We start from the raw sequence: 25,381 nt of genomic DNA on the forward strand, positions 1-25,381 counted from the left end.
GTGCCGGTATCCAGTCCAGCGCCATGCTCGCCCTCTCCGCACACGGCATACTGCCGAAGGTCGACTACGCAATTTTCGCCGACACGGGCTGGGAACCGAGAGCCGTTTATTCCCATCTCGACCGGCTGGAGCGAGAAATAGCCAGACCCGCAGGCATACCCGTTCTCCGCGTATCGTCCGGAAACATACGCAACGATGCCCTGGACCCCGACCACAGGTTTGCGTCGATGCCGCTCTACGTCCTGAGCAAGGACGGGAATCCGGGTATGACCAGGCGGCAATGTACCGGGGAATATAAAATTAAGCCGATCAAGAAAAAGGTCCGCGAACTACTCGGCTACCCCTATCCCACACGCATTCCCAAGGGCGCCTTCGTCGAGCAGTGGGTCGGCATCTCCACCGACGAATTTCACCGGGCCAAGGACGCCGACGTCAAGTACATGCGCAACCGGCACCCGCTCATAGACATGGGCTGGTCACGGTCCGACTGCGTCCGCTACCTGGCGTCGCTCAGCCTGGCCGACACTCCGAAATCGAGCTGCTTGGGTTGTCCTTTCCACGGAAATGCCCAGTGGCGCCACATCCGCGACAACTCCCCGGGGGAATGGGAGGACGTGGTGGAGTTCGACGCGGCCATCCGCAAGGGAAATGCCCGCGCCAACGCCACCGGCAACCGTCTGCTTGGCGAGGCGTTTCTCCACCGCTCCCGCGTGCCGCTTAGCGAGGCCCCCATCGATCACGTCACCGCCGCCGAATGGGCAGCGATGCAGGAAGAACTCACCGACAGCGGACTTGGCCTGGAGGAGCTGGAGCAAGGAGTCGCCGACGGCTGCTCCCCGTGGGCATGCCGCGGTGAAGTCGAGCCGGCACAGGACAACTTCGGACTGGCCTCTTGACCATCCTGGACCTGTTTGCAGGACCGGGCGGATGGAGCCACTCACTTAACGTCCTCGGCGCACAGGACGTGGGCCTCGAATGGGACGAATGGGCCTGCAAGACCCGTGCAGCGGCAGGGCAGCTGACCATACGCACCGACGTGGCGCTATATCCCGTCCGGCCCTTCCTCGGCAAGACCACCGGGCTCATCGCGAGCCCGCCCTGCCAGGCATGGTCCATGGCCGGCAAGCGCCTCGGCCTGGTGGACCAGCCGCTCGTGCACCAGGCAGTGGCGGACCTCGCCGCCGGACGCGACACCCGCGAGAAGCTGCTGACCGCGTGCCGGGACGAACGCTCGCTGCTGGCCGCCGAGCCCATGCGCTACCTCCACGCCCTCAACGCCGTCGGCGAGCCCAAGTGGGTCGCCATGGAAGAAGTGCCGGACGTCCTGCCGCTGTGGAAGCAGTACGCCTCCGTGCTGCGCGGATGGGGGTTCTCGGTCTGGTACGGGATCCTCAACGCCGCCAACTTCGGCGTACCGCAGACCAGGCGGCGGGCAATCCTGCTCGCCTCCCGCGTCCGCACCGCCCAGCCCCCACCACCCACGCACGCCCAGACCGCCGAGCCGGAGAGCCTGTTCGGGCCAGGCCGTGGCCGATGGGTGTCGATGGCCGAGGCCCTCGGCTGGGGCGCCACCGACCGGCCCGTGCCCACCGTCTGCGCCGGCGGCGGACCCGGCGGCGGGCCCGAACCGTTCCCTTCAGGCTCCCGCAAGACGCTGTCCGACGCCCGGGAGCGCGGCACCTGGATGCCGCGACCGGAGGCTGTGGTCCTGCAGTCCCGCCGCGAAGGAGCCGGATGGGTCGCCCGGCACGGCACCCGCGAGAACCGGACCGCCACCGCGCCGGCGCCGACGTTCACCGCCGAGGCGCACCGCTGGTCCTGGTCCCTGCGCAGCAACAACCAGGCCAACGCCACCATCCGTCCGCTGTCCGAGCCGGCAGGCACGCTGTTCTTCGGTCACCGGGCGAACGAGTGCACCTGGGTCGCCGCACCGGCTCTCGCACCGACGGAGGACACGGACACGCCGGCGGTGCCGGAGCCGATCCGGATCACCGCCCGCGAGGCCGGCCTCCTGCAGACCTTCCCCGCCGACTACCCCTGGGCCGGCAACAAAGGCCAGCAGTTCTCCCAGATCGGCAACGCCGTACCGCCGTTGCTCGCCGGCCACCTCCTGGCCCCGCACCTCGGCGTCACCCTCAACCCCAACGACTTCACCCTCACCGCCTGATGACCCGCACCCCCGAACCCGATAACGATGGCGGCCTCGACGACCTGCCCGACACGCATCCGCCGCCGCCCGTGCACTACGTCGAGCAAGCCCTCCTCGGCGCCCTCCTCCTCGATCCGCACCGTCTCGCCGACGTGACCGGCATCGCCGACAACTCGTTCTCCACCGCCGCACACTCCGCCTTGTACGCAGCGATCAGCACCCTGCCCCCGCCCGACCCGGCCGAGCACGCCAAGAACACCAAGTGGCTCGACCAGGTGCTCGCCACAGGGCGCGAGCAGGCGCGCGGACTGACCGCCTCCTACCTGCACACCCTCATCCAAGTCTGCCCCTGGCCCCGCCACGCACCGGCCTACGCACGGATGGTCGAGGCCGAACACGCCCGCCGCCGCCTGCAGACGGCCGCCGAACGCCTCGTCCAGACCGTCCACGATGCCTCCCTCCCCCACCCCGTCCAGACGGTGCTCGCCGAGACCGACGCACTCGCCGCGCTCGTGGACGACATCGCGAGCCGCTTCCCACCGCGCGCCGGCGTCCTGCCCCGCACCCCCGCACCCCCGCCAGCCATCCCACCCGACTACACCGAGGCAGTCGAGGAGGAGCGGCTGCTACTCGCGACCGCCACCGCCCACCCCTCCGATATCGAGTCCGTCCGATGGCTGCTCCCCGACGACCTCACCCTGCCGCTGCACGCCGGCCTGTGGCAGTGCCTGACCTCTCTTGCCCGGCGCCGCGAGCCCGTCGACCCCGTCACCGTCCTGTGGGAGGCCCAACAGCGCGGCCTCCTCGACGACGGAAGCGAACCAGGCCGGGTGCTCCGCCTGCTGGCCGAACCGGCCGGATCCGTGGAGCACTGGGGCGAGCGCGCCCTGCAGCGCTCCCTCCTGGCCACCGCCGATCACACCGGCCGGCACATCGAGGCGTACGCCGGCGACCCGGCGAACACCCCGTTCCAACTCGTCGCCGGCGCCCGCCGATCCCTCGCCGACATCGGCGCCGTCCGCACCCGCTGGCAGCACGCCACCGCAACGGTCCCGCCGCAGCGACCGCGGCCGACGCCCACCACTCGCGCCGGCCCGCCGACCACCACGGCCACCCACGTCACCCGCGCCGCGCGAGCAACCCGATAGCACCCCGCATACGCCGGTGGCCGGACCCCAAGACCCGGCCACCGGCAGGAGAGACGACCACCTCAACGTGACCACCACACTCCCCATCGACGCCCACGTCCACCTCGACACCCACCCCACCCATCCCAGCGCCGTGACCGCCGTCCTGACCGGCGCCCAGGCCCACATCGCCCACCTGGGCCTGGAGGCCGCCGACTGGACCCTCGTCACCGACAGCGTCCTGGTCCTGGTCCGCATCGACCACGAGGAGCCCTACTGGGCCCAGGACGCAGCCAAGCACCTGACCGCCAAAGGCATCACCGTCGAGATCACCCCTCGGCTCCAGGAGGCCATGGACGAGGAATGGACCTGGGCGAACTACCCGATGCCCTGGTGCACCCGCAGCGAAATCCGAGAGGTCTCCAACGAGGCGCAGAAGATCCATGACGACATCCGCCACGGCCAGCTCCTCATCCACGCGCACGCCAACGACGGCCAGACCACTGTCGCGGTCGGCACCTACCTCGGCCGCAACGGCAAGTCCGTCTACCTCCACGGCGAGGACCACCTGCGGCAAGTCGCCGACACCTTCGACTCACCCGCTGGAGCCATGCTCGCCTTCGAGAAGGTTCACGCTGCAGACATGCGCCCCGGCCCAGCACCCCTGACCGACACCGAACGCGCCGCCGCCGAAGCCCGCACACCGCTCGCCCTCACCCCAGCCAAGCCCGAACCGGCCCGCCCGGAGCCGGAGACCGTTGCGGCCTACCTGGCCGATGCCGGCGACCACGATGCCCTCCTCGACACCTTCCTCGACGCACACGGCGAATGGGAGAAGTGGCGAACCTGGTCAGACGAGACCACCCACGCGATCCACGAATCGCAGACTCTGCGCATCGAGCGGATCCACGAAGCCCACCCCCGCGAGACCGCCTGGACCGTGGCCGCCTACGAGACGCCAGTGTCCGACCGCATGTGGCACCTGACCGCCACGGGCACTGCCCCCACCCCCATCCTCCAGACACTGCTGAACCACCTCGCCGACGGTGACGGATGGGACACCGCCCTGGGGAGCCCCGTTGACGAGAAGACCGTCACCGCCGCCACGAAACCCCTCGCTGACGCCGGATGGAAACACACCGTGGACGGACGCTGGCTCCGCTGGACGAACGCCTCCCAGGATGCCGGTGTCCAGTTCGACGCCTTCGCCGCCCAGCAACCGAACAGCCCCCTCGCCACCTGGACCATCTGGGCCGGCCCCACCATCGACCAGCCCACCTGGACGATCCACGCCTCCCCCTACACACCCGCCCCCATGATCGCCGACCTGGCCGAGGAACTCGCGCACGGCACCGGCACGCGGCAGTTCAGCCCCGGCGCCCAGCGGCAGCCTCCGCGTCTCACCGCTACCGCACCGGCCATCGCGACGACCGACGCCAGACCTCAGGCGAGCCGAAGTCGCTGACCAGCGCACTCACGCACGCGAACAGCAGTGTGGCCCTGCGGACGGGGGATGCCGCAGGGCCACACTCGCACCGTACCGCGTCTGTCCGCTTCACGGGGGCTTCCTCTCGTTGAATGCCGATGAGCCCCCGCCCTCGGCAACCCAGCGCGGGACGCTCGTGGATTCACTCTGCAGAGCGCTCTCGCCACTCACGGGCGGGCTGGAGAGGGTTCAGACAGATGCCTGCGCGATCTGGGCCAGGCGGCGAGCGCCGAGGACAAGAACCCCTTGCAGTACGACCTCTTCGTCTACTGGCAGGCCCGATGCACGGAGTTCGCTCTGGACGTACGCTTTCGCCGCATTGCGATATTCGATGCATGCCTGTCGGGTAACCCCAGCCACAACGCCCGGCGCCCGTCCGCGACCGATTGTTTCAAATTGCTGAGCAAGCCAGCGATACGCCGCAAACTGAAGGCTGTGTTCTGCGGCGTCCGCCATCACTCGATCATCTCGCAAGTAAGGACTGTCGGGATCTGAGATCATTTTCCAGGCGCGCTGTTCAGAGCCCGTTAGGGTCTCTGAAGAGATACCGCCCTCGGAGAGCGTCGCCGCATTCCCTGTCAGCTCGACAATCGGGCACATGACCGCAAGGGAAACCAGTCCCTTGACGCCATTGGCACCCACCTTAGTGTAGTTGACATTGCGGTCACCCTTAATTCCGGTTCCTAGCCAGAAGTCAGGGTGGGCGAGATAGGGGGCAACCCGCACGTTCATTCGTTCGATCCAGCGATCAAGGACAGCGAATCTATCCGATGAACATTCCCACTCGCCGGAAAAGTCAGACCGGGCGGTATCAAACCTGACCGCCGAGAGGAGGATGCCGCGCTGAAAGATCACGGCAAATGCGTTATCGCCGGATTTCACATTCTCCGCGATACTACGGGCAAGGTCACTCGGATCATTCCCCGTGCGGGTTTGGAATGCCTGCTTTCCGTACTTGTCGAAGCCAAGCCAGAGCTCCAAGGGGCCGCCGATCAGCCCTGCCGCCTGATAGCCCTCCCGTAGCTTTTTGTAGGGCTCCAGCCGCAGGAGGGGGCGCACGATCGCCTGCCCAACACCGCTCGCGAAAGCATCCGCAACCGCAGATACTTCTTCAGCAGAGAATATGAATGGCAATGCGTCGTCTTCATACTTACTCACCCTATTACGCAGGGCGAGCTCCGACCAGCGTGAATCACCTGTAGGGCCGATGAGCGCACTCACCTTGGTGATATATTCACGTAGGCCCTCATAGTCCGACTCGTCGCAACGATTCGGATAGATCTGCCGGATGGTTTCATGCAATCCGAGGACACTTGCAAGATGAAGACCCCGATCGAATTTCGCCTGATCCGAGTGCCAATCGACGAGGGCCAGCGGAATTCGATCAATCGAATCTTGGCCGTCGCGACCATTTCCTACTTCCGACGTCAAGAGACGGCGCATACTTACGGACACGATGTCTTGATCGTCAAGCAGGTATGTGCGCGTCTTTGAGACCGCCACGGCATGCTTGTTTAGGGCGACGAAAATGCTCCTGCAGGCATGGAGCAGCCTGTCCTGATCTCGAGCAGGAACGAATCCGGCTCTCTCGTCAAGAACCAAAAGAAGTACAGGAATTTTCGTGGTATCCGGCTTGAGTAGGTTGGTCTGCGGTGAGTCGAGGATCTTCTTCAAGGCCAGGAAGCGGTGTTGGCCATCGAGAATCACCGCACGAGCAAGCTTAGTACTCCACCGGATGAACCCGATATCCGTTCCGGGCAAGTTGTCGATTTGGACGGGGCCGATCGACGTACGCTCCAGATCACCATCCGGGGTTTCGGCCGGGGCGGCTGAGTCTTCAATGTAGCTTTCAGCGACTGTGTCGGCCTTGTCCGGATCGACTGGCAGGAGGACGACGGTGAAGGCGTTGAAAAACTTGAGCGAGCCGGGTTGCCTCAAGTAAGTAGCGATCGGGCCGGCGGCACGGTCCTCGTCAACCGTTCGCTGAAACAGTTCCTCGAGGTTTACGGGCTCGTCGTCACTAAATGCTAGCTCCCGGGCCAGGCGCAGGTACTGATCTGCTTCCCTGATGGTCATCGAGATGGAGAAGTAGGGTACTTTCTCATCACCGATGGCGTATTCGCCTCGGACGTAGGAGTATTGGTCGGTATAGGCTGGGCGCCGACGGCTTAGTGACGAAAGGCTCATGGGTTAGTCCATCTTCATATTCAGCAAAGGGTGGGCGGCGCGAATGGTCAGCGACTCAGCAAAACGCACCAGCTGATCTGCTTGTCTCAACTCGGGTGCTGCTGCGGCGTCAAGTTCGGAGTCCGAGAAGAGAGCTTCATCGTCTTCGGCGTCCAAATCGTCACCCGCGTCATCGTCCTCGTCTGCGCCGTCATATTCTCCTGCGTTAAGCATATTCCTTGCGGTCGGTTGGGCCACGCCAGCCGCCCGCAAGGCACGAGCGCGTTCCTCTTCAGCTGCCACAAGGTCCGCGATATTGTCGGGTGATTTCACAGGGAGCATGAGTACCGCACAGTCATTGACTGTCAGTCCCAGGCGTTCAAGCTCGCCACTGAGATGAGAGTCCGACTTCATGTGCGCCTTTAGGCGTACCGACAAGTTGACAGCCTTACCTACGTACAGCGGCCTCTGAAACAGCGTCGCGCACAGAAAAGCCCATTCAAGATGCAGGTTGCGACCCTTTATCATCTCTTCCACCCGGACAGCTGAAGCACGCGTCAGCTCAGGCGGGACATCCTGAATGAGGACATTTCTATACCGTCCAACCATTCCAATTTCGAGTGGCTCACCACGGGGCGCGCTGATTCTCGTCTGAATGAGAGAAAATACGTCTTCCGGTTCGTGCTCGAGTGCTGTCTTTCCGATATCAGTGAAGTCAAGTGTCCAGATATAGATGCCGGGCACTCTTGGTATCAGCTCGGAACGTTCCCGTCCCATCGCCAAGTACTCGCGAACGTTCAGCACGCGCGTTTCGAACGCAGTAAACACCCATCCCCCCATGGTGCACGGACGCGCGGATCCGCTCGCTCTAACGGAAGTCGATCCCACACCCTAGCAGTTGACCTCTTCAACTTGCGGTGGGAACTTGCCGACTTGGTGGCGGATGAGGGTCTGAAAGGGATGACACCCCAAAGACTCCTGGACACCAGCTCCGGGATCCACATGGGCTAGCCAGTGACGTTCGCCCAGTTCGGCGCTTAGGTTCCTGCCTCCCTCCAGCCCGACTGGCGCCACAAGATGCCTCATCGCGCAGAGCGACATCCAGTTGAGTAGTGGTCCTGCCACTGGTTCCGCCGCCGTCTGACTGACCGCTGGCGGCCCGGGGCACAGGTGGCTTCGCGGGCGCTAACTACCCGGAAAGAGCAGTGGCCCGGCTGGGCAGACCGAGCCGGGCCACTTACCTGTATCTACGCCTCAGAGGTGGCAGACGGAGCAGCCGGCCTCGTCATCGTCGGAGTCAAGTGCGTCGGACAGGACTTCCAGGAGGGGCCTGTTCGGCTTAACGCGCTTGGCCGCGCGGTCCAGGGCCGCCTGGTGCTTAGCCTCGATCTCATCCTTGCGCTCTATGAGCTCCGGGAGCGACTCGCCCTGTGACCAGGTGTAGTTGCGGCCCTTCATGGCCGTGTGGCGGAACCGGACCTTGTCCTCGTACTCCACAGCCTTGTCGTACAGGTCGGGGTGGCGCTCCTTGAGACCGACCCACTCGTGCTTGCGCTGGAAGAAGCAGAAGTAGCAGCCCGAACGCGTGCGCCACTCGTAGTAGCCGGGGAGCCCAATGCCGGCCTCGTCGAGGATGCGCATCACGCCGTCCTTGTCGATACCGTCCTCGCGGAAGGGGAAGACGGCATCGATGTTCGGCTTGGTGCTGACGTAGCCGAGGCGGTTCTCGTCGGCCCGGATCGCGACGTATGAGATGACCTTGTCGTCTCCGACCCACTCCTCCAGCGGCTTGATCTTCAGGTTCTTGGTGCACCAGCGCATCTGCGGGCTGGGCAGGGTGCCCTGGTAGACCTCCATCCAGTGATCGAAGTCCCGGTCGGCGTTGAGTCGCTCGATGGGCTTACCGAGGGCCGCTTCCAGCCGGTTGAGGTACTCGTACGTCTCTGGCAGTTCGGCACCGGTGTCGCAGAAGAAGTACTCCATCTCCGGCACGCGATCGCGCATGTAGATGGCAAGCGCCGACGAGTCCTTGCCGCCTGAGATCCCCAGGACGTGGCGAACCTTCTCCTGGGTGACTGGATCCGTCATGCCCCCTCCTTCGTGTCAGTTGCTGTGACAGCCGGCCCGTCAGCAACGCGTTGCGCAAGAGCTGCGAGCAGGATCCGTGCACCGTCGGGTCCGAGGGCCTGCTCAGCCTGCTGCAGTACGTCGGCCGCCAGCTGGTCGGCCTGGCCGCGGGACTGTTCCGGCACGTAGATCAGCGTCCGTCGTTCCGCCCCTGTCTTGTCCGTCAAGGTCAACAGCCGCGTCTCCAGATTTACTTCCTGCTCGCGGGGCTCGCTGCTGTCCTGGTAGAGGTGGGCGACGCGGTCGAGGGATGCGGACATCTCGCGTGCAAGGCGAGGGAAGATGCCTGCGTCCCGGTCATCCCAGTCTCCGAGTGCCTTGTTGGTGAGACGGACGACGATCGGGTCGAGCCAGTCCTCGTCAGCGAGGCTCTCGCTGAGCACGAAGTCGACGAAGCCCCGCAGCTCCGGGTTCAGTGACACCGTGGCGAAGCCGCTCAGCCGCGCCGCGAGTGTCGACCGCAGCTCGGGAAGCGTCGTGGGCAGACGGAACTCTTCGGCGAGAACCGCGACCACTTCTTCCCGCAGCGTGCCTTCGATTCCGGTGATCTCGTCTGCCGCTGCGGTCAGCCGGTCGGCATACTCCGTGGCGGCTGCCGCGTTGGCGCGGGTGCCGGCTTCGATGGGGGCGAGGCCCAGCGCCTTGGGCAGAGCCCTGAAGAGCAGATCGTCTGGATCCTGGGAGTCTGCCAGGGCGTTGCGCACGGCGAGTGCATCCGGAGAGATGCGCTTGGTCTTGCGAGCGTAGCTGTTCAAAACCATGACGCGTTCGAGCAACGCCCTGGCTACGGACAGCAGATCAGGGTTGCGCAGTGCCTGTGAGCGTGGTGGTTCGACCTTCAAAGACACCAGGAGCTTCTTGATCACGCTGGCGCGCTGCCCCTGTCCTACCGGCGTGTATTTCACGTCGAAGCGGGCTGGGGCGGCGAGGATGCGGTCGACGACGTCCGGCGTCAGCCGGGGCAGGTAGGAGCCTTCTTCGAAGAGGGCGACATCGTGTCGGCGGATCACCAGGGCGGTGACGACCAGCAGAGGCCAGACACCGGCCTTCACCCCGTAGGGCGGGCTCATCAGGACCCGGATGATCTGGTCGAGGCTGGTACGCCGGGTTGCTGCGTCCAGCGCCTTCTGCAGCGCCTCCCAGACGGGCTGGGCGTGCTCGTGGCCCTCGCCTGGAGCGGAGAAGCCGTACGGCAGCAGGCTGCTGGTGGAATTCTCTGCCTGGATGGTGCTGTTGGCCCGGTGCAGGCCGAGGTAGGCCAGCGCGCCGCTGTAGATGGCTCGCTCCGGACCGTACCTTCCGGCCGTCGCGTCGAAGCCCAGGTATTGCTCGCCGGAGCGGGTGAGCATCGCGTCCAGCACATCGCTTCGGGCACGGGCGGCGTTGCTGGTGAGCGAGTGCCGCCCGAGCATCTCGTTGCGAATGTGCGGGGTGTGCGGGAAGACATTTTCGCAGGCGAGGGAGACGAGGCCGCTGAGGCTGCGGGCCGGCAGGCTCGAGCTGTCGGGAGACGCCTCGGGGGCCAAGCCGGCGTTCCACAGGTCCCAGGTGGCGTCCTGGGTCGGCGGGTAGAACGCCGTCTGAATGACCTCCCGCAGCTCGGCCTCCGCCTGGACGGCTCGGTCGGTGACCTCGCGCCGGGCGACGTGATCGAGTTCCTTGTCTTCGAGCAGCTCTTTCAGAGCGATGAGGTGCGTGGCGGAGTTGAGTACCACGTCGGGGTGCGTGGTTGTTCCGAGAATCACCGGCAACGTCGAGTTGACGGTGGGCAGCTGGTCCCGGGCGCCGAGGTGGAAGACGAGGAGGCCGTCGGCCGGGTCCTTCAGCTCGTCCGGCGCCTGGATCTCGCGGGTCTCTGGGCCGCTGACGGCGGTGAGGAACACCCGCATCATCCCGGTGACCTGGCTGTGGCGGCCGGCGACCACGGCGCTGGGGAGGTGTGCGCCCAGGCGCTGGACGATGGAGGCATCGTCGAGGTGACTGATGATCTCCTTCAAGCGGGCGTCGATGTCGAAGTCTGTGCCCTGCCAGACACGGTACTCACCGCTGAATTCCCGGTGGACGAGGAAGCCGCGGCGGACGAGGTCGGCGAGCTGCTCCTCAAGGCCGGCGAAGGCGCCTGCGTCCGTCAGGTCGGTGGGGTCGTGGAGCGCGAGGTGGATCATCTCGCTGGTGGCGCTGAGCGCGCCGTCGGCGTCGATGAGGTTCAGAACGCCGATGGTCTTCAGCAGCGCCTGGTCGGCGTCGGGCAGTCCGTTGGCTTCCTTGATACGCGCGTCGACTTCGATCCAGCGGCCGGCGTTGGAGGCCGCGAGCAGAGAGGTCCGGCCGGAGTTGAGGAAGTAGTCGTACAGCTGTGGCAGCTGCACCGTGCTGGCATGTTCAGCATCCGGCTGGGAGTGTGCGGCCAGCGAGTCACGGACGGTGTTGGGCTCTCCGCTGTTGAGGAAGCCCGACAGGCTGCGGTCGTGCTGGCCGATTTGCGCCGCCAGGATCGGCGCAGCGATCGCCGTCAGTGGGTGCAACGGGTAGAGGCCGGCGAAGTCGTCGCTGGACAGCTCGGTAAGGACGTTCAGACCGTGGTTCTTCCACGCGAGGGCTGATGCCTGGGCCGAGGCGCGGATGAGGTCCTGGCCCGCTGCGTCGACCGCGGAGTGGTCGAGACGCCGGCGCAGGAGCTGCAGGGAGTCGCCGTGGTGCGGGACGAAGGTGACGTCCTCGAAGCGGCCCTGGATCTTTGCCCATTCGCGGATTTTGAGCTCACTGGACCGTGACGCGTAGTCCATGAACGACAGGTGCTGCAGGGTTACCAGGAAGACGGGCAGGCCGTTGGGCCCGGCGCTGTGCTCTGCGAGCTCCTGCAGGAGGAAGAGATCGTGCTCGGCGCCGGAGAATTCGTTGTGTCCGGCAAGGTGTTCGAGGGTCTTGCCGAACTCGTCGATGATCAGCAGGAGCGGCTGCTGATTGTCGGTCAGGGCCTTGATGGCGGCCATGACCTGCTTCGTCTTCGGCCCTGTCGTCGTCGGGTCTTCGCAGGCCGCGAGTGCTGCGGCGATGTTCTTCGGGATGCGCTTGCCCCAGCGGCGCTTTGCCGCGGTCTCCAGCGCACGGGTCACAGTGGCGACCAGCGGTTCCCGCCGCGCGGTGGCCACGGCTCCGAGGAACCCGGTTCCCGTCCGCTCGGCCCGAGCCGTGGCGAGACGCTCGGCGAGGGCTGGGCTGGTGTCCGCAAGGATCCGGTGAGCCTCGTCGCGGCGGTCCTCGTCGCGGCCGAGAAGCGCGTCGATCAGGTTAGCCAGCGTGGACTTCCCGGAGCCGTAGGGTCCGGTGAAGGACCACGCGCGGGGACGCCGCAGGTCGCCGACAGCGTTGGCGATGCGCTCCAGTACGTCAACTGCCTTCGCGCCGACATACGGTCCGTGCAGTTCGTCCTCGACGTCGCGTTCGAGGTTGGTCGAGCGCATCTGAGAGCCGACCAGTTCGATACCAGCCGGGAACTGAGGGGTTGCCTCGTCCTGCGGGGTGCGGGAGGTCCGCGTGGGAGCTGCGGTAGTCACGCGTTCTCCTGAGTCGTGAACTGCTGCTGGTGGTCCTGGGACTTGCGTTCGGCCTTCTCAGCCTTCTCGGCCTTCTCGGCCTTCTCGGCCTCCTCTGCTTCGGCCAACTGCGGGTACTGCGCGCTCCATTCGTCCCGGGTGGGAAAGCCGGGGCGCCGGGTGACGTGGTCGTACTGCTCGTCGAGGATGTTCCAGGCGAGCGCCCTCGGATCGCTGGAGAAGGACATGGTCCGCTGGCCGACGGCGTCCACCCTGTTGAGTTCCGGGCGACCCACGGCGACCTTGTCGAGGGCGGCGACGATCTCAGGCTCCCGGACCCGGAAGGCCCGGCCGGGCGCTCCGGGCTCGTTGGCAAGTCGCGCCAGAGAGATGGAGCCGGAACCCTGGGTGTCGCGGGCGGCGTAGTCGAGGCAGGCGTAGACCAGGACGTGGGCCGGGAGAGAGGTGCGCGTGCCAGTGGTGAACTGCCACTCCTGCTTTCCCCGGGTGCCCACGGAGGTCAGCAAGTCCAGCTCACGGAAAGGACAGGCCAATAGGTCTTCATAGGTGGCGCGGGAACCGCTTTGTTCGACCGGCGTGCGCGCATACATCTTGGTCAGACACTCGACGTCTCGGGTGATCGACGCCTCAACCGGTCCATCACTGAAGGAGAAGTTGACATGCCGCGTCACGACCTGCGTCATATCCGCGACAGTGAAGCGAGAGAACGGAGCAAGGTGAAACGCTGTGTACCAAGCGGGGGCCCAGCATTTGGCGCCCGGCCGCGACGACACGAGCCACCAGTGCAACAGCCACAAGCTGCCAGGTTCCTCAAGGTAGGGATCGGCGCCATCCTTCTCGTCGAGCAGCCACCGCGCTTCCCAAGTCGGGGACGCGTACTGGGCCTTCGTCTTACCCGCCGGGTCGGCGTGCTCGCGGGTCAGCTTGAACGCCTTTGACCAGTACCGCATGGCATGGACCATGTTCTTACCCACGCCTAGCAGGACCGGAGCATCTTCGGCAAGGAAAGCAGCCGGATTGTCCTTGACCTGCATGTACGCCTTATGCAGCCAGCCGAAGCGGGGGGCGAAGGTCTCATGGCGCGCGAAGCTGGAATGTGCGGCTTCCGCGAGCCTGCTGTCTGCCATACGAGGGCCTCTCAATACAAGAAGAGATAGAAGAGATAAAGGGAACTGCTGAAGTCAGTGAGCAGCGGCGCCGGCTGTCGTTGCCATGGCGGCGCGCACCTGGTGGACCGCACGCACCACCGCCTCGGCAGCTGCGGCGGTCTCGTCTGCGGTTGTGGCGTAGCCGAGGGAGAAGCGCACAGTGCACTCTGCTTCCTCCCGGCTCAGCCCCATAGCGAGCAAGACGTGACTGGGAGTTGGGGCTCCCGAGGCGCAGGCGCTTCCGTCGGATGCGGCTATGTGCGGCATGGCGGCCATGACTGCGTCGGCGGGGGCACCCGCGAAGGTGATGCTCGCCACGCCGGGCAGGCGGGGGGCTTGTTGGCCGTTGATGCGGCATCCGTCCACAGCCGTGGTCACCATGTGTTCGAGCTGATCGCGCAGTTGGGTCACGCGGGCGACGTCGTCGGCAAGGTCACGGCTGACGGCTGCAGCGGCAGCTCCGGCACCGGCGATCCCGGGCACGTTGAGGGTGCCGGCCCTCCACCCCTTTTCCTGCCCGCCACCGGTGATCAGCGGCCTGAACGGCAACGGTGTGCCGCGTCGTACGAACAGTGCGCCAACGCCTTGAGGGCCGCCGAACTTGTGGGCCGACAGGGACAGAAGATCGACGTCCACTTCGGAAAGGTCCAGGGGCAGCCGGCCGATCATCTGTGTGGCGTCCGTGTGGACCAGCGCGCCTGCGGCATGCGCCGCCTTGACGACCGGCGCGAGGTCGGTGAGAACCCCGGTTTCATTATTGGCCGCCATCAGGGAGACGAGACTGACGTCGCCCCGGCCGAGCTCTTCCTCCAGGGCCACAGTTTCCACCAGGCCGTCCGCCCGCATCGGCAAGACGGTCAGCGATCCCGGCTCGTTTTGGGCCAGATCCCGGACTGTCTCCAGCACCGCAGGGTGCTCTGCACCACTCGTCACAATCCGGGCCTCGCGGCGGTGAGCCGCGCGCAGCGCGAGATTGTTCGCTTCGGTTGCCCCCGACGTGAAGATGATCTCCCCGGACGAGCAGTTCAGCAGGTCAGCAAGGTGCCGACGAGCGACCTCTACGCGATGGGCGGCGTCCCGGCCGGGGTGATGCACACTCGACGCGTTACCGACGGCCTGTAGGGCGTCCACAACGGCCGCCAACGCCTCGGGCCGAATTGGCGCCGTCGCGTTGTAGTCGAGATACGCCGAAACCGGCCCATCAGACTCATCCCTCATGCCCCACCTCGTCTCGCTCAGCACCGCACACAATCTACTCCTGGTGGAACCCGGACGTGCGCACCGGGGGCGGCACCAGGAGTGAGTCGCGATCGTAGCGATCGAGATCGATCAGTCCGCGAAACCGACACTCAGCCCGGAGCGCAAACTGTAACTCGAACGAATGTTCCCTATTGCTTGGGCGCCTGCAACCGATATCGGGAAAGGGCATCGGCACAGAGGCGGCACGGGATCCTCTAAGGGACCGACCACACCTCATCAGCACCCCTGAGCTGCGAATATCAATCGCTGAGATCCGAGTGTCAGTGCGTGGGTTTATGGTGATCGGGCACTGTAACTCTGGGGCGACTCAGGGTTGCGGACAGCTCTGCATGCACAAACTGAGGCGGGGGCTCCGGAAGTTGACGGTCATTCAGACATTGGGGGAAATCTCCCCTGTTCCGCAGGGGTGGTGAATCGATGACAGCGTGGTCGCCCGGTATGTCCTTCCAAGCCGTGCTGGACAGCGCTCCCATGCCGTACATCCGCGAGCGGCTCGGCAAGCACATGTGCGCTCTGCTCGACCTCATCGACGGCGGAAGCGCCGGCGATGAGCGGCTCCGGGCAGTCGCTGCCGTGGCGGTGGACGCCGAGAAGCTCGTGCCCAATCAGACGGACCGCGAGGAGCTGCTACGGCTCCTGCCCGCCGACAAGCAGACAGAGCTTGCCCAACGTCTTGGGGCGGACGGCGCGGGCACCGATGCCCTGGTCTACCTGAACGGTCTGAAGTGGGCGAGTGAGCAGCAACGGGAGCTGCTGGAGTTCTTCGGCTTCAGCGTCGACAGGGCACCTGCGCTGCCCCCGCTCTTTCGGCAAAACTCCGAACCCGAGTACGGATTGTTCCCCCACCAGCGGCGCGCAGCCGCACGCGTGAAGGAGTTGCTGTACGACGGGCCGCGGCGGGTTGTCCTTCACCTGCCGACAGGCGTGGGCAAGACCCGTACCGGAATGAACCTGATCGCCGACCATCTGCGGCAGCACGAGCCCACGCTCGTGGTGTGGCTGGCGCGTGGACAGGAACTGCTGGAGCAGGCGGCTGCGGAGTTCGAGCGAGCGTGGTCCAAGCTCGGCGACCGTCCGATTTCGGTCGTCCGGATGTGGGGTGAGGCGCCCACCGATGTGGAGGCGCTGACGGACGGCCTTGTCATCCTTGGGCTGGAGAAGGCCGTCTCCGCGGACAAGAGCGATCCGGAGCTTCTCCGTAAACTCGCATCGCGCAGCACCCTCACAGTCTTCGACGAGGCTCATCAGATCATCGCGCCGACCTACCAGCGAGTGGTGGACGCCCTCACCATCCGCCCCGATGCCAGCTTGCTGGGCCTGACGGCCACCCCCGGCCGGACCTGGGCGGACGTCACGCAAGATGAGCGACTGTCGGACTTCTTCGCCCGCCAGAAGGTCATGCTGCAGATCGACGGATACAGCAACCCGGTAAGCGCCCTCATCGAACAGGGCTACCTGGCCAAGCCCATCATGAAGACCGTCGCCTCCGAAGCCGGCCTGCATCTGTCCGCGCGCGATCAGCAGCTGCTCGCGAAGTCGTTCGACATCCCGTCGGACATCATCGCGTCGCTGGCCAGCGACGAGCAGTGGAACCTCAAGGTCGTCCAGACCGTGCTGGAGCTACTGGAACGCCAGCACCGCAGGATCCTTGTATTCGCGGCCTCCGTTGACCATTGCCGCCTGATCGCCGCCGTCCTGTCGGCGCTCGGCCTCGATGCCGACTTCGTCACCGGCGAGTCCTCGCCCCGCCACCGCAACGATGCCATCAGACGCTTCAAGGGCGCCGGGCGACGCCCCATGATTCTGTGCAACTTCGGGGTCCTGACCACAGGCTTCGATGCCCCGGCGGCCAGTGCTGCCGTCATCGCCCGACCGACCAAGTCGCTGGTCCTGTACAGCCAGATGGTCGGCCGGGTGATCCGCGGCCCCAAGGCCGGCGGAACCGCCACCTGCGAGATCGTCACCGTCGTCGACCCGGAGCTGCCGGGGTTCGGAGACGTGGCCGAGGCATTCACCAACTGGGAAGACGTATGGGAGACCGCGTGACCGGCGAGGGAAGCAAATACCGGATCGTCAGCCCTTCGCTGACCGTCAAGGCCATGCGCGACAGCGGCTACAAGAACACCGCCTATGCGCTCGCCGAGCTGATCGACAACAGCATCGACGCGGAAGCCACACTGGTTCAGGTCTTCGCCTGTGAGAGCCCGGTGCAGGGCGCCACCCAGACCAGGCACCGGGTGGACGCCATAGCTGTCCTCGACAACGGCAAGGGCATGGACGCCGAACTCCTGCGGCGCGCCCTGAAGTACGGCGACGGCCTCGGGGGCGACCGCAACCGCATCGGACGCTTCGGCATGGGGCTGCCCAACTCCAGCATGTCCCAGTGCACCAGGGTCGAGGTCTGGTCCTGGACCAATGGGTCCCCGAACGCCATGTACACCTACCTCGACCTTGAGGAGATCAACGGCGGACTCGACGACGTCCCCAGCCCCGTGCACCGCCCCGTGCCGGAGTACTGGAGCGACCTCAGCGAAGCACCCCTGGGCACCACCGGCACCCTCGTGGTCTGGTCGGACCTCGACCGGGTCAAATGGCACGGCGCCGGCGCCACCCTGCGGAACACTGCCGAGCTGATTGGCCGTGTGTACCGGCACTACCTCCACGACGGCAGGGTGGAGATCAAGATGGCGCCGGTCCGCGAAGGAAAGGTCCTCGAAGGAGACAACGGGGCGTACTTCGCCGAGCCCAACGACCCCCTGTACCTCATGGACTCAACCGGGACCCCGCCCCCGTTCGGGAACAAGCCCATGTTCGAACCCTTCGACATGGGCAACGAGAAGGAACCCGGGGTCGCCTACTTCCCGATCACGGTCGACGGGACGAAGCACAACGTGAAGGTGCGGGCATCCATCGCCCGGCCCGAGGCCCGCCGCGCCGACGTCGAAGGTCACCCGTGGCCCGACAACGCGAACCCCAACCGCGACGCCGGTTTCCACCCATGGGGTCAACATGCTCGACGGAACATCGGGATTTCCCTGGTCCGGCAGGGCCGCGAACTCGACCTCGATTCCAAGTGGGCCATCGGGTACGACCCCGTCGAGCGCTGGTGGGGCATCGAGGTGGAATTCCCCCCGGAGCTCGACGACATCTTCGGCGTCACGAACAACAAGCAGACCGCCACGGTCTTCTCGTCTCTCGCCCACTTCGACTGGACGGCCGAGGCCGAGGGGGACGAGACGCCCAAGGCGTTCAAGGACCGCATCGCCGAATTCGGCGACCCGCGCCTGCCCCTGATCGATCTCGCGCTCTACCTGGAGAAGAACCTGCTGCCCAAAATGCGGCGGAAGCTGAAGCAGCACACGCTGGGCAACCGGGGAGGCAAGAAGCGCCACGACGACGTCGTCACGTCCAAGGCAACGGACGCGGTGAAGCGCCGGCAGGAGGACGGTCACACGGGAACGACCGACCGCCTGGCAGAGGAAGCCACCGAGAACGACAAGCGCCAGGAGCAGTTCGCGGCGCTCACCGAGCGACACCACCTCGACGAGGACACCGCCCAGTCCATGGTCGACGAGGCACTGGAGAAAGACTGGCGTGTCCGCTGGATCTCCAGCCCGCAGGACTCCACGGCGTTCTTCAACATCGACCTCATGGCCGGCATGCTGCAGGTGATCTTCAACACCGAACACCCGCTGCACAGCGAGCTGATGACCGTCCTTGAAGACGTACCCGAAGACGCGGGCGAGGCCGAACTCCGCCAACGCCTCGCCCGCGCCTCCGACACCTTCAAACTCCTCGTCTTCTCCTGGGCCCGCATGGAGGACGAGATCCCCAACAAGCGGGACCGAGCCAGGATCTCGGACGCCCGGCGCGACTGGGGCCGCTACGCCCGCGACTTCATCGAAGACGGGAGCGATGACGAGTGACGCAGCCGGACCACGTCTGGCAGCAGATAGCCGACCTGATGAAGGGCGCCACCACGCGAGTGATCCTCGTGGCGCCCTTCATCAAAAAGGCCGTCTTCGAGGCAACCCTCGCCTCGGTGCCGGCCTCGGTGGAGACGATCGAATGCGTCACGCGCTGGACTCCCGCGGAGGTAGCCGCCGGGGTCTCCGATCCCGAGATCATCGAGGCGGCGGAGCGGGACGAGCGCGTGCAGATCACTCTCTGCCCGTCGCTGCATGCCAAGATCTACGTCGCCGATGACCGATGCCTGGTCGGATCCGCGAACCTGACCGGCAAGGCCACCGGCCGAGTCCCCAACGCCAACGTGGAGCTCTTGCTGGATGTGCCCCTCACACATCCCGAAGTGCAGCGCGTTCTCAGCCTGATCGAGTCCCGCTCGGCAGCGGCCACACCCGTGGTGGCCGCCCTTGTCCGGCAGCAGGCAGAACTTCTGAGGGAGGAACGCATCACGTCCCCGGCCGAGGGCGAACCCGCCCCACTCTGGTACCCGGAGACGAGGCGCCCGGAGAACGTGTTCGCGCTCTACAGCGGGCGAACACGATTCACCTCGCCGGTTGAGGCTGGCATCATCCAGGACCTTGCCATGCTCGATGTCCCGGCAGGTTTGGCGGAGCACGACTTCAACACGGCGGTCGAGGCTCGGCTGCACGCCATCCCAGAACTCCACAAGCTGCTCGTCGGCGAGCGCCTCAGCAACATCGAGCTCCAGAAGGCCATCGTGGAACGGACAGGAGACCCAGAAGACCAGGCACGGAGGACGACCGAGACCCTCGCAGCCTGGCTGCAGCACTTCGGCCGCTATTACACCGAGGTGGGCTCGTGGGAGCTGCGGCCAGGACGGGAGCACACCTAAGATCTGCGTGCACGGCGTTGAGCGGCGGAGCAACTCCCCCGCTCAACGCCACCCCACGGAGACGAAGGTGATGGGAAGGCCCCTCATGGCACAGGTTCGGGTCCCGTTCCTGCTGGGGCATGCAGAAATCGCCTCCCTCTATCGAGTAGAGCGCCAAACTTCGCAGAAATGGCGGACAGAGGGCGCGCTCGCCGCACCTGACCTGGTCGCGTCCGGCAACCCGTACTGGCTGCTGGCGACGGTAATGCGGCTCGACGGCGTCGGCGACCGCCACGTAGCGCAAGACCGGCTCACGGCCTACAAGACCAGCATCCCTCGCGGCTACGAGGTCCAGGACAAGCGGGACCTCCCGGTCATCCTCGGCATCCAGGAGGTCGCCCGCATCCTCGCGCGGGACGCGCAGGCGATCTCCCGATGGCGTAACCGGCGACAGATCGCCGAGGCTGACCTGACCCTCTCCGGCTCCCCTCTCTGGCTGCTGGAGACCATCCTGGATGATGCGCAACTGCGTCAGCGCACCATCCTTGCGTCCGAGGTCGAGCTGCTGCGTACAGGTCACCGCGCCCCGCAGAAACCACGCGGGCGAAGGCAGAGAGCGCCTTTCTCGCAGCCGTCGCGCAAGGTCCCGCCCGCAGCGCGGACATTCACCGGTGCCGATCAGGCTGCCGCGGCTGAGTTCCTGGCAGCAGTCCTGGCAGAGGGACACTCTGTGGTCATCGAGCCGCGACCTTAGTCGGCCTTTCCCGTCCCGACTGGAACGGATCCCCAGAACGCGATGTCGCAACTAGGCGGTGTTCGCCGACAGCTGCGAGAGGAACACTTGATAACCCTCCCCTCAATCAATACTGTCTCTCACATGCCGATCTTGTCACGCACCCCCGGAGCCCACCACGACAACCCGACGGAAACAGGCCCACGGGCTGTCCTCGACCCGGCCGCTCACCCGTCAGGTGAATGCCCGATGAGGGTCATCTCCTACGGAGGCGGCGTCCAGTCGACCGCGCTGCTGGTGCTGGCTGCCCAGCGCAAGATCGACTTCCCCAGCTTCCTCTTCGCCAATGTCGGGGACGACAGCGAGCACCCGGCGACCCTCGCGTACGTTCGCGAGATCGCCATCCCGTATGCCACGCGTGCGGGCTTGGACATCCACGAGCTCAAGCGACAGCGCCGTGACGGGGCTACGGAAACCCTCATGCAGCGGCTGAACCGGCCAGATACCCGGTCAATCCCCATCCCGGTCCGTATGGCCAACGGCGCTCCTGGCCGCCGTAATTGCACCGCAGACTTCAAGATCAAAGTGGTCGGGCGGTGGCTTCGGGAGCATGGCGCCACCGCGAAGGCACCGGCGGCGGTCGGCATCGGCATTTCGCTCGACGAGATCCATCGCGCCAACCGTCGGCGGAGGGAAGCCCACGAGGTCATCGAGTACCCCCTCCTCGACCTCGGGCTGCGCCGAGACGACTGCGAGCGCATCATCACCGAGGCCGGCCTGCCGGTACCGCCCAAGAGTTCCTGCTTCTTCTGCCCCTTCCGAACCGTCGACGCCTGGCGTCACCAGCGCAGGCACGAGCCCGAGCTGTTCGCTCGGTCGGTCCGGCTCGAGGAGACAATCAACCGCCGACGGGCCGCGCTCGGCCGGGATGACGTTTACCTCACGAGGTACGGCGTCCCGCTCACACAGGCCATCCCCGATGAGAGCCCGGGGGAAGGTGACGTCGATGAGGATGAGGGAGCGTGTGACTCCGGCTGGTGCATGACCTGATACCTACCGGGCAGGCCGCGATGGGTGGGGCCCGAAGCTATGGCTTCGGGCCCCACCCATCTTTTGCCCCTGGGATGCCGACGTGGCCGCCACAGGGCACTGCAGGTGCCGGAATCAGAGCTCGGGCGGCTCGCCGGGCTGGAGGTGGAGGACGGCCAAGTATTCGCCGTAGGGCATTTCTTCGTCCACCCATCGGCTGCCGCCTGCGGAGTCGGGAATCCACATGCCGTCGAGAAGGTACTTGTCGTCGAAGACGGCGACACGGTCTTCCTTCACCGCTGCCGCCATCAGCAGCTGCATCCCCAACAGCAGCACCGTGGAGGCTTCCTTGACCGTGCAGACCTCGGTGTGCCCCGTGGGAAAGACCTTCCCGTCCGCGTCACTGCCCGGCTCGGGGATGGGCGCATGGCCCCGGACCGCCATCTCGTGCAGGGCAATCGCCTGAGTCACCGCTGCCGCCACCGGCGTGCCAGCGCCCTGCACGCCGTCCGGGGCATGCGTCCACAGATGGTCGGCGACCGCATGCGAGTGCACAGGCCATGTGTCGGGGTGTTGTTGCAGCCGCTGCTCAGCGGCCTCGACGGCGAGCCCAGGCTCCATGGTGTCCGGGTGCAGCAGCCGGACGAATCCTTCGAGTGCTGCGCGCAGGTAGCCGAGACGGACCTGGTGCTGCTGCCACTCCTCCATCATCTCGGTCCAGACGGCGTCGAAGTCGAGACCCGCTGAGCACATGCCGCCGTCGTCGTAGGACATGTCGAACGTCACCGTGCGCAGGCCCTGGGCGAGACGCAGCCACTTGTAGGCCGTGTCCCAGCCGTTCTGCGCCCCGGGGGCTCCTGTGACGGCGGAGGCATGCTCCACCCAGTCGGTGAGTTCACGGACATGGTCCTCGGGCTCGGACAGCGCGAGGGTGGACAGCGTTCGGTATGAGGGCAGGCAGGAGCCCTCCATCCGGGTGGTGGTCATGGGTGGAGCGTGGCACACGGCACTGACAATCACTGCGGTGCCGAGAGCCGGAGCGAGGCTCAGGTGCTGGTGGTGCGCCGTACGAGCCTGTGGCCGCGCAACTCCCGCTCGCAGCGAACGAGTTCGCGCTCCCATCCCTCTTCTGTGCCGATCAGGTGCGGGCTCTCGTAAAGACCGGCGCGGACCTCGGCGTCCGTGAGCCTCCGGTACTTGGGTGCGTCGGGATCATCCTCGGCAAGGAACTCGTGCTTTCGGTGCAGCAGGGGACGGTTGGTGGAGTCCGCGTACGAGGTGAAGGAGGACTTGAGGGTCTTCAGGTCGACGGCGTACGAGGCCGCGATTCGCGGGTGGGGATCCGCGTCGAACTCGGGATAGTCGAGCCAGCTGACCCCGCGGCCCTGATGGCGGAGCTTGACGACAGACCACTCGCCAGGACGGCCGGCGGCAATGCTCGCGCACTGCTCGTACAGGCGCAGCACGGCCGGGATCCGATGGAGTGCGCGGCGGTGAACGTACAGAGCGGTCGCGGTGAACTTGCCGGCGATCGATCCGTTCATCGCCCGGCGGACGTAGGCGTCGTCGCGCAGTTTGAACAGCAGCCGATCCGCGCGGTGGCACGCCTCGGTGTACGACGGGAAGAAGGCGCGGATGTCCAGTTGAACCGGCAGGGGCAGGCTACTGACCGGGCCTCGGCCGTGAAACAGCTCCAGCGCGAGGAACTGCAGTGTGTCGAGGGCTCCGCGCTCGGCGCTTCGTTCTACCTTCGCGGGATCGGCTTCCTGCTCGGCAAGGCGCTTGAGTTCAGCGGGGCGCAGGTGGCCAAGGAGGCTGATGATCGGCTGCGGCATTTCCTCCAGCTGAGGCATCCTGCCGCGCTGTTCGAAATGAGCGACGACCGAGCTGATAGCCGAGGCGGTGTCCTCGGACGCCAGCCACCCCCCGTCAGGAGCGACCTGTCGGGCGAGGTAACTCAGGCGGGCCGCATCGTCCTTGAACGCGTAAACGATGCCGGGCGACGCCGACACGCAGCGGACGCCGGTGGCCTCCTCGACGTAGTCGCGCAGCTCGCCAGCGGCGTAGAGGCGCTGGAAGGTGCGGCGCTGCGTGAGAATGCCGTCGCCGTACTCCGCACCTTTGATCTGGTTGCGCTCCCACTTCAACCGCGCGGACACGACCAGCACCGATTTAGCGAGGTCCCAGGCTCGTAGGAGGGTCTCGCGTCGTTCGGCGGGATTCTCAATGACGTTCAGGACGTAGGTGAGAAGGACCACCTCGGCCGGCTCACGCCGCCCGTCCGGGAAGTGGACTGGGTCCCACCCCGCGGCATCGAGGCCGAGGTGCTGCAGTGCCCGTACATCGCCGCCACGTCCGCACCCGTAGTCCAGTACTCCCGCGTCGGGTTCCAGCTGGAGGTCGCCAACGGCGCGACGAGCCGGCAGCGAGAGGCCGACTCGGCCGATCGCGGTCTGATGCCTCTGGCTGCTCCAAAGCTGCTGTGTCATCGGCGTCCCCTGATTCCACGGACAGGCCAGCATGCGACAGCACCGGACTCTACGTGCTCAGGTAGTCAGGGCTGCGTCGAGGTACTCCTGCACCGGCTCGAACAACCCGTACGGCACGTACTGCGGGATCTCGTCATGAGCGACCCAAGCGAGCTCGTCCAACTCCTCGGTGTCGGCTACGTGGGCGGTGCCGCCCATCGCCTCGCAGGCCGTGTACGACATCAGCCGGCCCGTCTTCGGATGGACCCGCTCGCCGAGCAGCTTCACGGCGGCCACGTCCAGGCCAGTCTCCTCCCGGGTCTCCCGCACGGCGGCGTCCTCACGCGCCTCGCCGGGCTCGACCTCACCAGCCGGGAACTGCCAGGAGAGCTGCCCCTCGCTGACCCGGCGGCGGACCATGAGCACGCGCCCCTCGTGGACGACGATGGCCGCGGCGATGCCCGGTCGTTCCTCCGCGTTCTGCTGCGTCACGTCTGCTCCTCCAGGACAGCCAGAATGGGTGGGAAGATCGTATCGATGGGGATGAACCGGGGCACCGACTTTCTCGGGACCCACATGACGTCGATGTTCTCGACAGCGTCGCTGTTGGTGGCCTCGCCCGTCAGGTACTCGCAGAGGAAGTACTCGCACAGCACGCCGGTCACGGGGTGAATCCGATTGCCGAGGTGCTGGCGGACTGCGCAGTGGACACCGGTCTCGTCCAAGGTCTCCCGCACGGTGGTGGTCTCCGCCTTGCCTCCCGGCTTGATGACCCCGGCCGGGAACTGCCATGTGATACCGGCAACGTCGTCGTCCCGCCGGCACACAAGCAGGACATCGCTGTCGCGGACCACCACGGCGATGGCCACCCGCAGCGCCTGCGCGCCCGGCGGCGTCGAGTCCGCGGGGGCCCGTTCCCTCGCCAGCGAGAGTGCGAAGCGCTGTCGCGCAGCCGCAGGAGCCCGCTCATAGGCCGTGTCGAGAAGTCGCTGCATCTCCCTACGCGGCACGACAGACGCATCGGAGTGCCAGGCGGCCACAGTCCTCACGGCTATCCCCAGATGCGCCGCGAACTGCTCGTTTCCGAGCCGAAGGGCGGACTGCAGCAGGCAGGCGTAGCGGCCGCTCCAGTGCTCTATCACGTCCACAAGACTGGCCTCTCGTCGCCGCTCCGGTGCAGAAACCCGCACGCCGAAAATGCACTCCCACTGCACTGGCACTTCATGGTCGCGCGAGAGGAGCCCCGGGAGAATCGGAGTCACCAGGGGCCAGATACCACTCGCTGAGGGCTCAGTCCCTGGAAGGCACGTGAGAGGCGCGAGAGCGCCAGCCG

The 25,381-nt window shown here is 66.1% G+C and carries 19 protein-coding genes; 9 read left to right on the top strand and 10 right to left on the bottom strand.

Annotation, left to right across the window (positions count from 1 at the left end; translation table 11 throughout):
• Nucleotides 1-23: 23 nt before the first annotated feature.
• From OHB00_RS19010 to OHB00_RS19025, 4 genes are all read left to right on the top strand, one after another.
• Nucleotides 24-896, top strand: a complete 873-nt coding sequence (locus OHB00_RS19010) for a hypothetical protein (protein ID WP_406436081.1) — start codon at nt 24-26, stop codon at nt 894-896.
• Entirely contained in the window at nt 893-2,167 is a 1,275-nt protein-coding gene (locus OHB00_RS19015) for a DNA cytosine methyltransferase (protein ID WP_406436082.1), read from the top strand. The genes OHB00_RS19010 and OHB00_RS19015 overlap by 4 nt, the downstream gene beginning before the upstream one ends.
• A complete protein-coding gene (locus OHB00_RS19020; RefSeq protein ID WP_406436083.1) occupies nt 2,167-3,297 on the top strand; it encodes a DnaB-like helicase N-terminal domain-containing protein in 1,131 nt (376 codons plus the stop codon). Before OHB00_RS19015 ends, OHB00_RS19020 begins: the two co-directional genes overlap by 1 nt.
• Before the next feature lie 67 nt (nt 3,298-3,364).
• On the top strand, nt 3,365-4,741 hold the full coding sequence (locus OHB00_RS19025; protein ID WP_406436084.1) for a DUF317 domain-containing protein: 1,377 nt from the start codon (nt 3,365-3,367) through the stop codon (nt 4,739-4,741).
• Nucleotides 4,742-4,951: 210 nt separating this feature from the next.
• On the opposite strand, the gene OHB00_RS19030 is transcribed toward OHB00_RS19025, so the two are convergent.
• The 6 genes from OHB00_RS19030 to OHB00_RS19055 form a co-directional block, all read right to left on the bottom strand.
• Complete coding sequence (locus OHB00_RS19030) at nt 4,952-6,949, bottom strand: DNA sulfur modification protein DndB (RefSeq protein ID WP_406436085.1); 1,998 nt, start codon at nt 6,947-6,949, stop codon at nt 4,952-4,954.
• Nucleotides 6,950-6,952: 3 nt separating this feature from the next.
• Complete coding sequence (locus tag OHB00_RS19035; RefSeq protein ID WP_406436086.1) at nt 6,953-7,756, bottom strand: hypothetical protein; 804 nt, start codon at nt 7,754-7,756, stop codon at nt 6,953-6,955.
• A gap of 426 nt (nt 7,757-8,182) precedes the next feature.
• Nucleotides 8,183-9,016, bottom strand: a complete 834-nt coding sequence (locus OHB00_RS19040; protein WP_126272101.1) for a phosphoadenosine phosphosulfate reductase family protein — start codon at nt 9,014-9,016, stop codon at nt 8,183-8,185.
• Nucleotides 9,013-12,207 carry an ATP-binding protein gene (locus OHB00_RS19045; protein ID WP_406436087.1) on the bottom strand — a complete coding sequence of 1,065 codons (3,195 nt, stop codon included), beginning with the start codon at nt 12,205-12,207 and terminating at the stop codon, nt 9,013-9,015. The genes OHB00_RS19040 and OHB00_RS19045 overlap by 4 nt, the downstream gene beginning before the upstream one ends.
• Before the next feature lie 401 nt (nt 12,208-12,608).
• A complete protein-coding gene (locus OHB00_RS19050; RefSeq protein ID WP_406436088.1) occupies nt 12,609-13,739 on the bottom strand; it encodes a DUF4007 family protein in 1,131 nt (376 codons plus the stop codon).
• A gap of 54 nt (nt 13,740-13,793) precedes the next feature.
• The gene (locus tag OHB00_RS19055; protein ID WP_406436089.1) at nt 13,794-15,002 is read right to left on the bottom strand and encodes a cysteine desulfurase family protein; all 1,209 of its coding nucleotides are present in this window, start codon (nt 15,000-15,002) and stop codon (nt 13,794-13,796) included.
• Between the two features lie 489 nt (nt 15,003-15,491).
• Here OHB00_RS19055 and OHB00_RS19060 point away from each other — a divergent pair, with 489 nt between their 5' ends.
• From OHB00_RS19060 to OHB00_RS19080, 5 genes are all read left to right on the top strand, one after another.
• Nucleotides 15,492-17,066, top strand: coding sequence for a DEAD/DEAH box helicase (locus OHB00_RS19060; protein WP_406436090.1), 1,575 nt, complete (start codon nt 15,492-15,494; stop codon nt 17,064-17,066).
• Complete coding sequence (locus OHB00_RS19065; RefSeq protein ID WP_406436091.1) at nt 17,063-18,946, top strand: ATP-binding protein; 1,884 nt, start codon at nt 17,063-17,065, stop codon at nt 18,944-18,946. Before OHB00_RS19060 ends, OHB00_RS19065 begins: the two co-directional genes overlap by 4 nt.
• Nucleotides 18,943-19,839, top strand: a complete 897-nt coding sequence (locus tag OHB00_RS19070; RefSeq protein WP_406436092.1) for a phospholipase D family protein — start codon at nt 18,943-18,945, stop codon at nt 19,837-19,839. The genes OHB00_RS19065 and OHB00_RS19070 overlap by 4 nt, the downstream gene beginning before the upstream one ends.
• 85 nt (nt 19,840-19,924) lie before the next feature.
• Entirely contained in the window at nt 19,925-20,572 is a 648-nt protein-coding gene (locus tag OHB00_RS19075; protein WP_406436093.1) for a hypothetical protein, read from the top strand.
• 228 nt (nt 20,573-20,800) lie between these two features.
• Nucleotides 20,801-21,601: a phosphoadenosine phosphosulfate reductase gene (locus tag OHB00_RS19080; RefSeq protein WP_406436094.1), complete on the top strand. Its 801-nt coding sequence runs from the start codon at nt 20,801-20,803 to the stop codon at nt 21,599-21,601.
• Nucleotides 21,602-21,715: 114 nt separating this feature from the next.
• On the opposite strand, the gene OHB00_RS19085 is transcribed toward OHB00_RS19080, so the two are convergent.
• The 4 genes from OHB00_RS19085 to OHB00_RS19100 are packed head-to-tail and all read right to left on the bottom strand — an operon-like array spanning nt 21,716 to nt 25,196.
• Nucleotides 21,716-22,567: a hypothetical protein gene (locus OHB00_RS19085; RefSeq protein ID WP_406436095.1), complete on the bottom strand. Its 852-nt coding sequence runs from the start codon at nt 22,565-22,567 to the stop codon at nt 21,716-21,718.
• 59 nt (nt 22,568-22,626) lie between these two features.
• Nucleotides 22,627-24,069, bottom strand: a complete 1,443-nt coding sequence (locus OHB00_RS19090) for a DNA phosphorothioation-associated putative methyltransferase (RefSeq protein ID WP_406436096.1) — start codon at nt 24,067-24,069, stop codon at nt 22,627-22,629.
• A gap of 57 nt (nt 24,070-24,126) precedes the next feature.
• Entirely contained in the window at nt 24,127-24,540 is a 414-nt protein-coding gene (locus OHB00_RS19095) for an NUDIX hydrolase (RefSeq protein ID WP_406436097.1), read from the bottom strand.
• Nucleotides 24,537-25,196: an NUDIX hydrolase gene (locus OHB00_RS19100; RefSeq protein ID WP_406445864.1), complete on the bottom strand. Its 660-nt coding sequence runs from the start codon at nt 25,194-25,196 to the stop codon at nt 24,537-24,539. The genes OHB00_RS19095 and OHB00_RS19100 overlap by 4 nt, the downstream gene beginning before the upstream one ends.
• Between the last annotated feature and the right edge of the window lie 185 nt (nt 25,197-25,381).

It is taken from the genome of Streptomyces sp. NBC_00631 (assembly GCF_045206895.1).
Taxonomy (GTDB): Bacteria; Actinomycetota; Actinomycetes; order Streptomycetales; family Streptomycetaceae; genus Streptomyces.

What these genes read in the sequence shown, in the direction of transcription:
- OHB00_RS19010 (WP_406436081.1), top strand. Translation starts at nt 24, where the DNA reads ATGCTCGCCCTCTCCGCACACGGCATACTGCCGAAGGTCGACTACGCA.
- OHB00_RS19020 (WP_406436083.1), top strand. Translation starts at nt 2,167, where the DNA reads ATGACCCGCACCCCCGAACCCGATAACGATGGCGGCCTCGACGACCTG.
- OHB00_RS19030 (WP_406436085.1), bottom strand. Translation starts at nt 6,949, where the DNA reads ATGAGCCTTTCGTCACTAAGCCGTCGGCGCCCAGCCTATACCGACCAA.
- OHB00_RS19040 (WP_126272101.1), bottom strand. Translation starts at nt 9,016, where the DNA reads ATGACGGATCCAGTCACCCAGGAGAAGGTTCGCCACGTCCTGGGGATC.
- OHB00_RS19050 (WP_406436088.1), bottom strand. Translation starts at nt 13,739, where the DNA reads ATGGCAGACAGCAGGCTCGCGGAAGCCGCACATTCCAGCTTCGCGCGC.
- OHB00_RS19060 (WP_406436090.1), top strand. Translation starts at nt 15,492, where the DNA reads ATGCCGTACATCCGCGAGCGGCTCGGCAAGCACATGTGCGCTCTGCTC.
- OHB00_RS19075 (WP_406436093.1), top strand. Translation starts at nt 19,925, where the DNA reads ATGGCACAGGTTCGGGTCCCGTTCCTGCTGGGGCATGCAGAAATCGCC.
- OHB00_RS19080 (WP_406436094.1), top strand. Translation starts at nt 20,801, where the DNA reads ATGAGGGTCATCTCCTACGGAGGCGGCGTCCAGTCGACCGCGCTGCTG.
- OHB00_RS19085 (WP_406436095.1), bottom strand. Translation starts at nt 22,567, where the DNA reads ATGACCACCACCCGGATGGAGGGCTCCTGCCTGCCCTCATACCGAACG.
- OHB00_RS19090 (WP_406436096.1), bottom strand. Translation starts at nt 24,069, where the DNA reads ATGACACAGCAGCTTTGGAGCAGCCAGAGGCATCAGACCGCGATCGGC.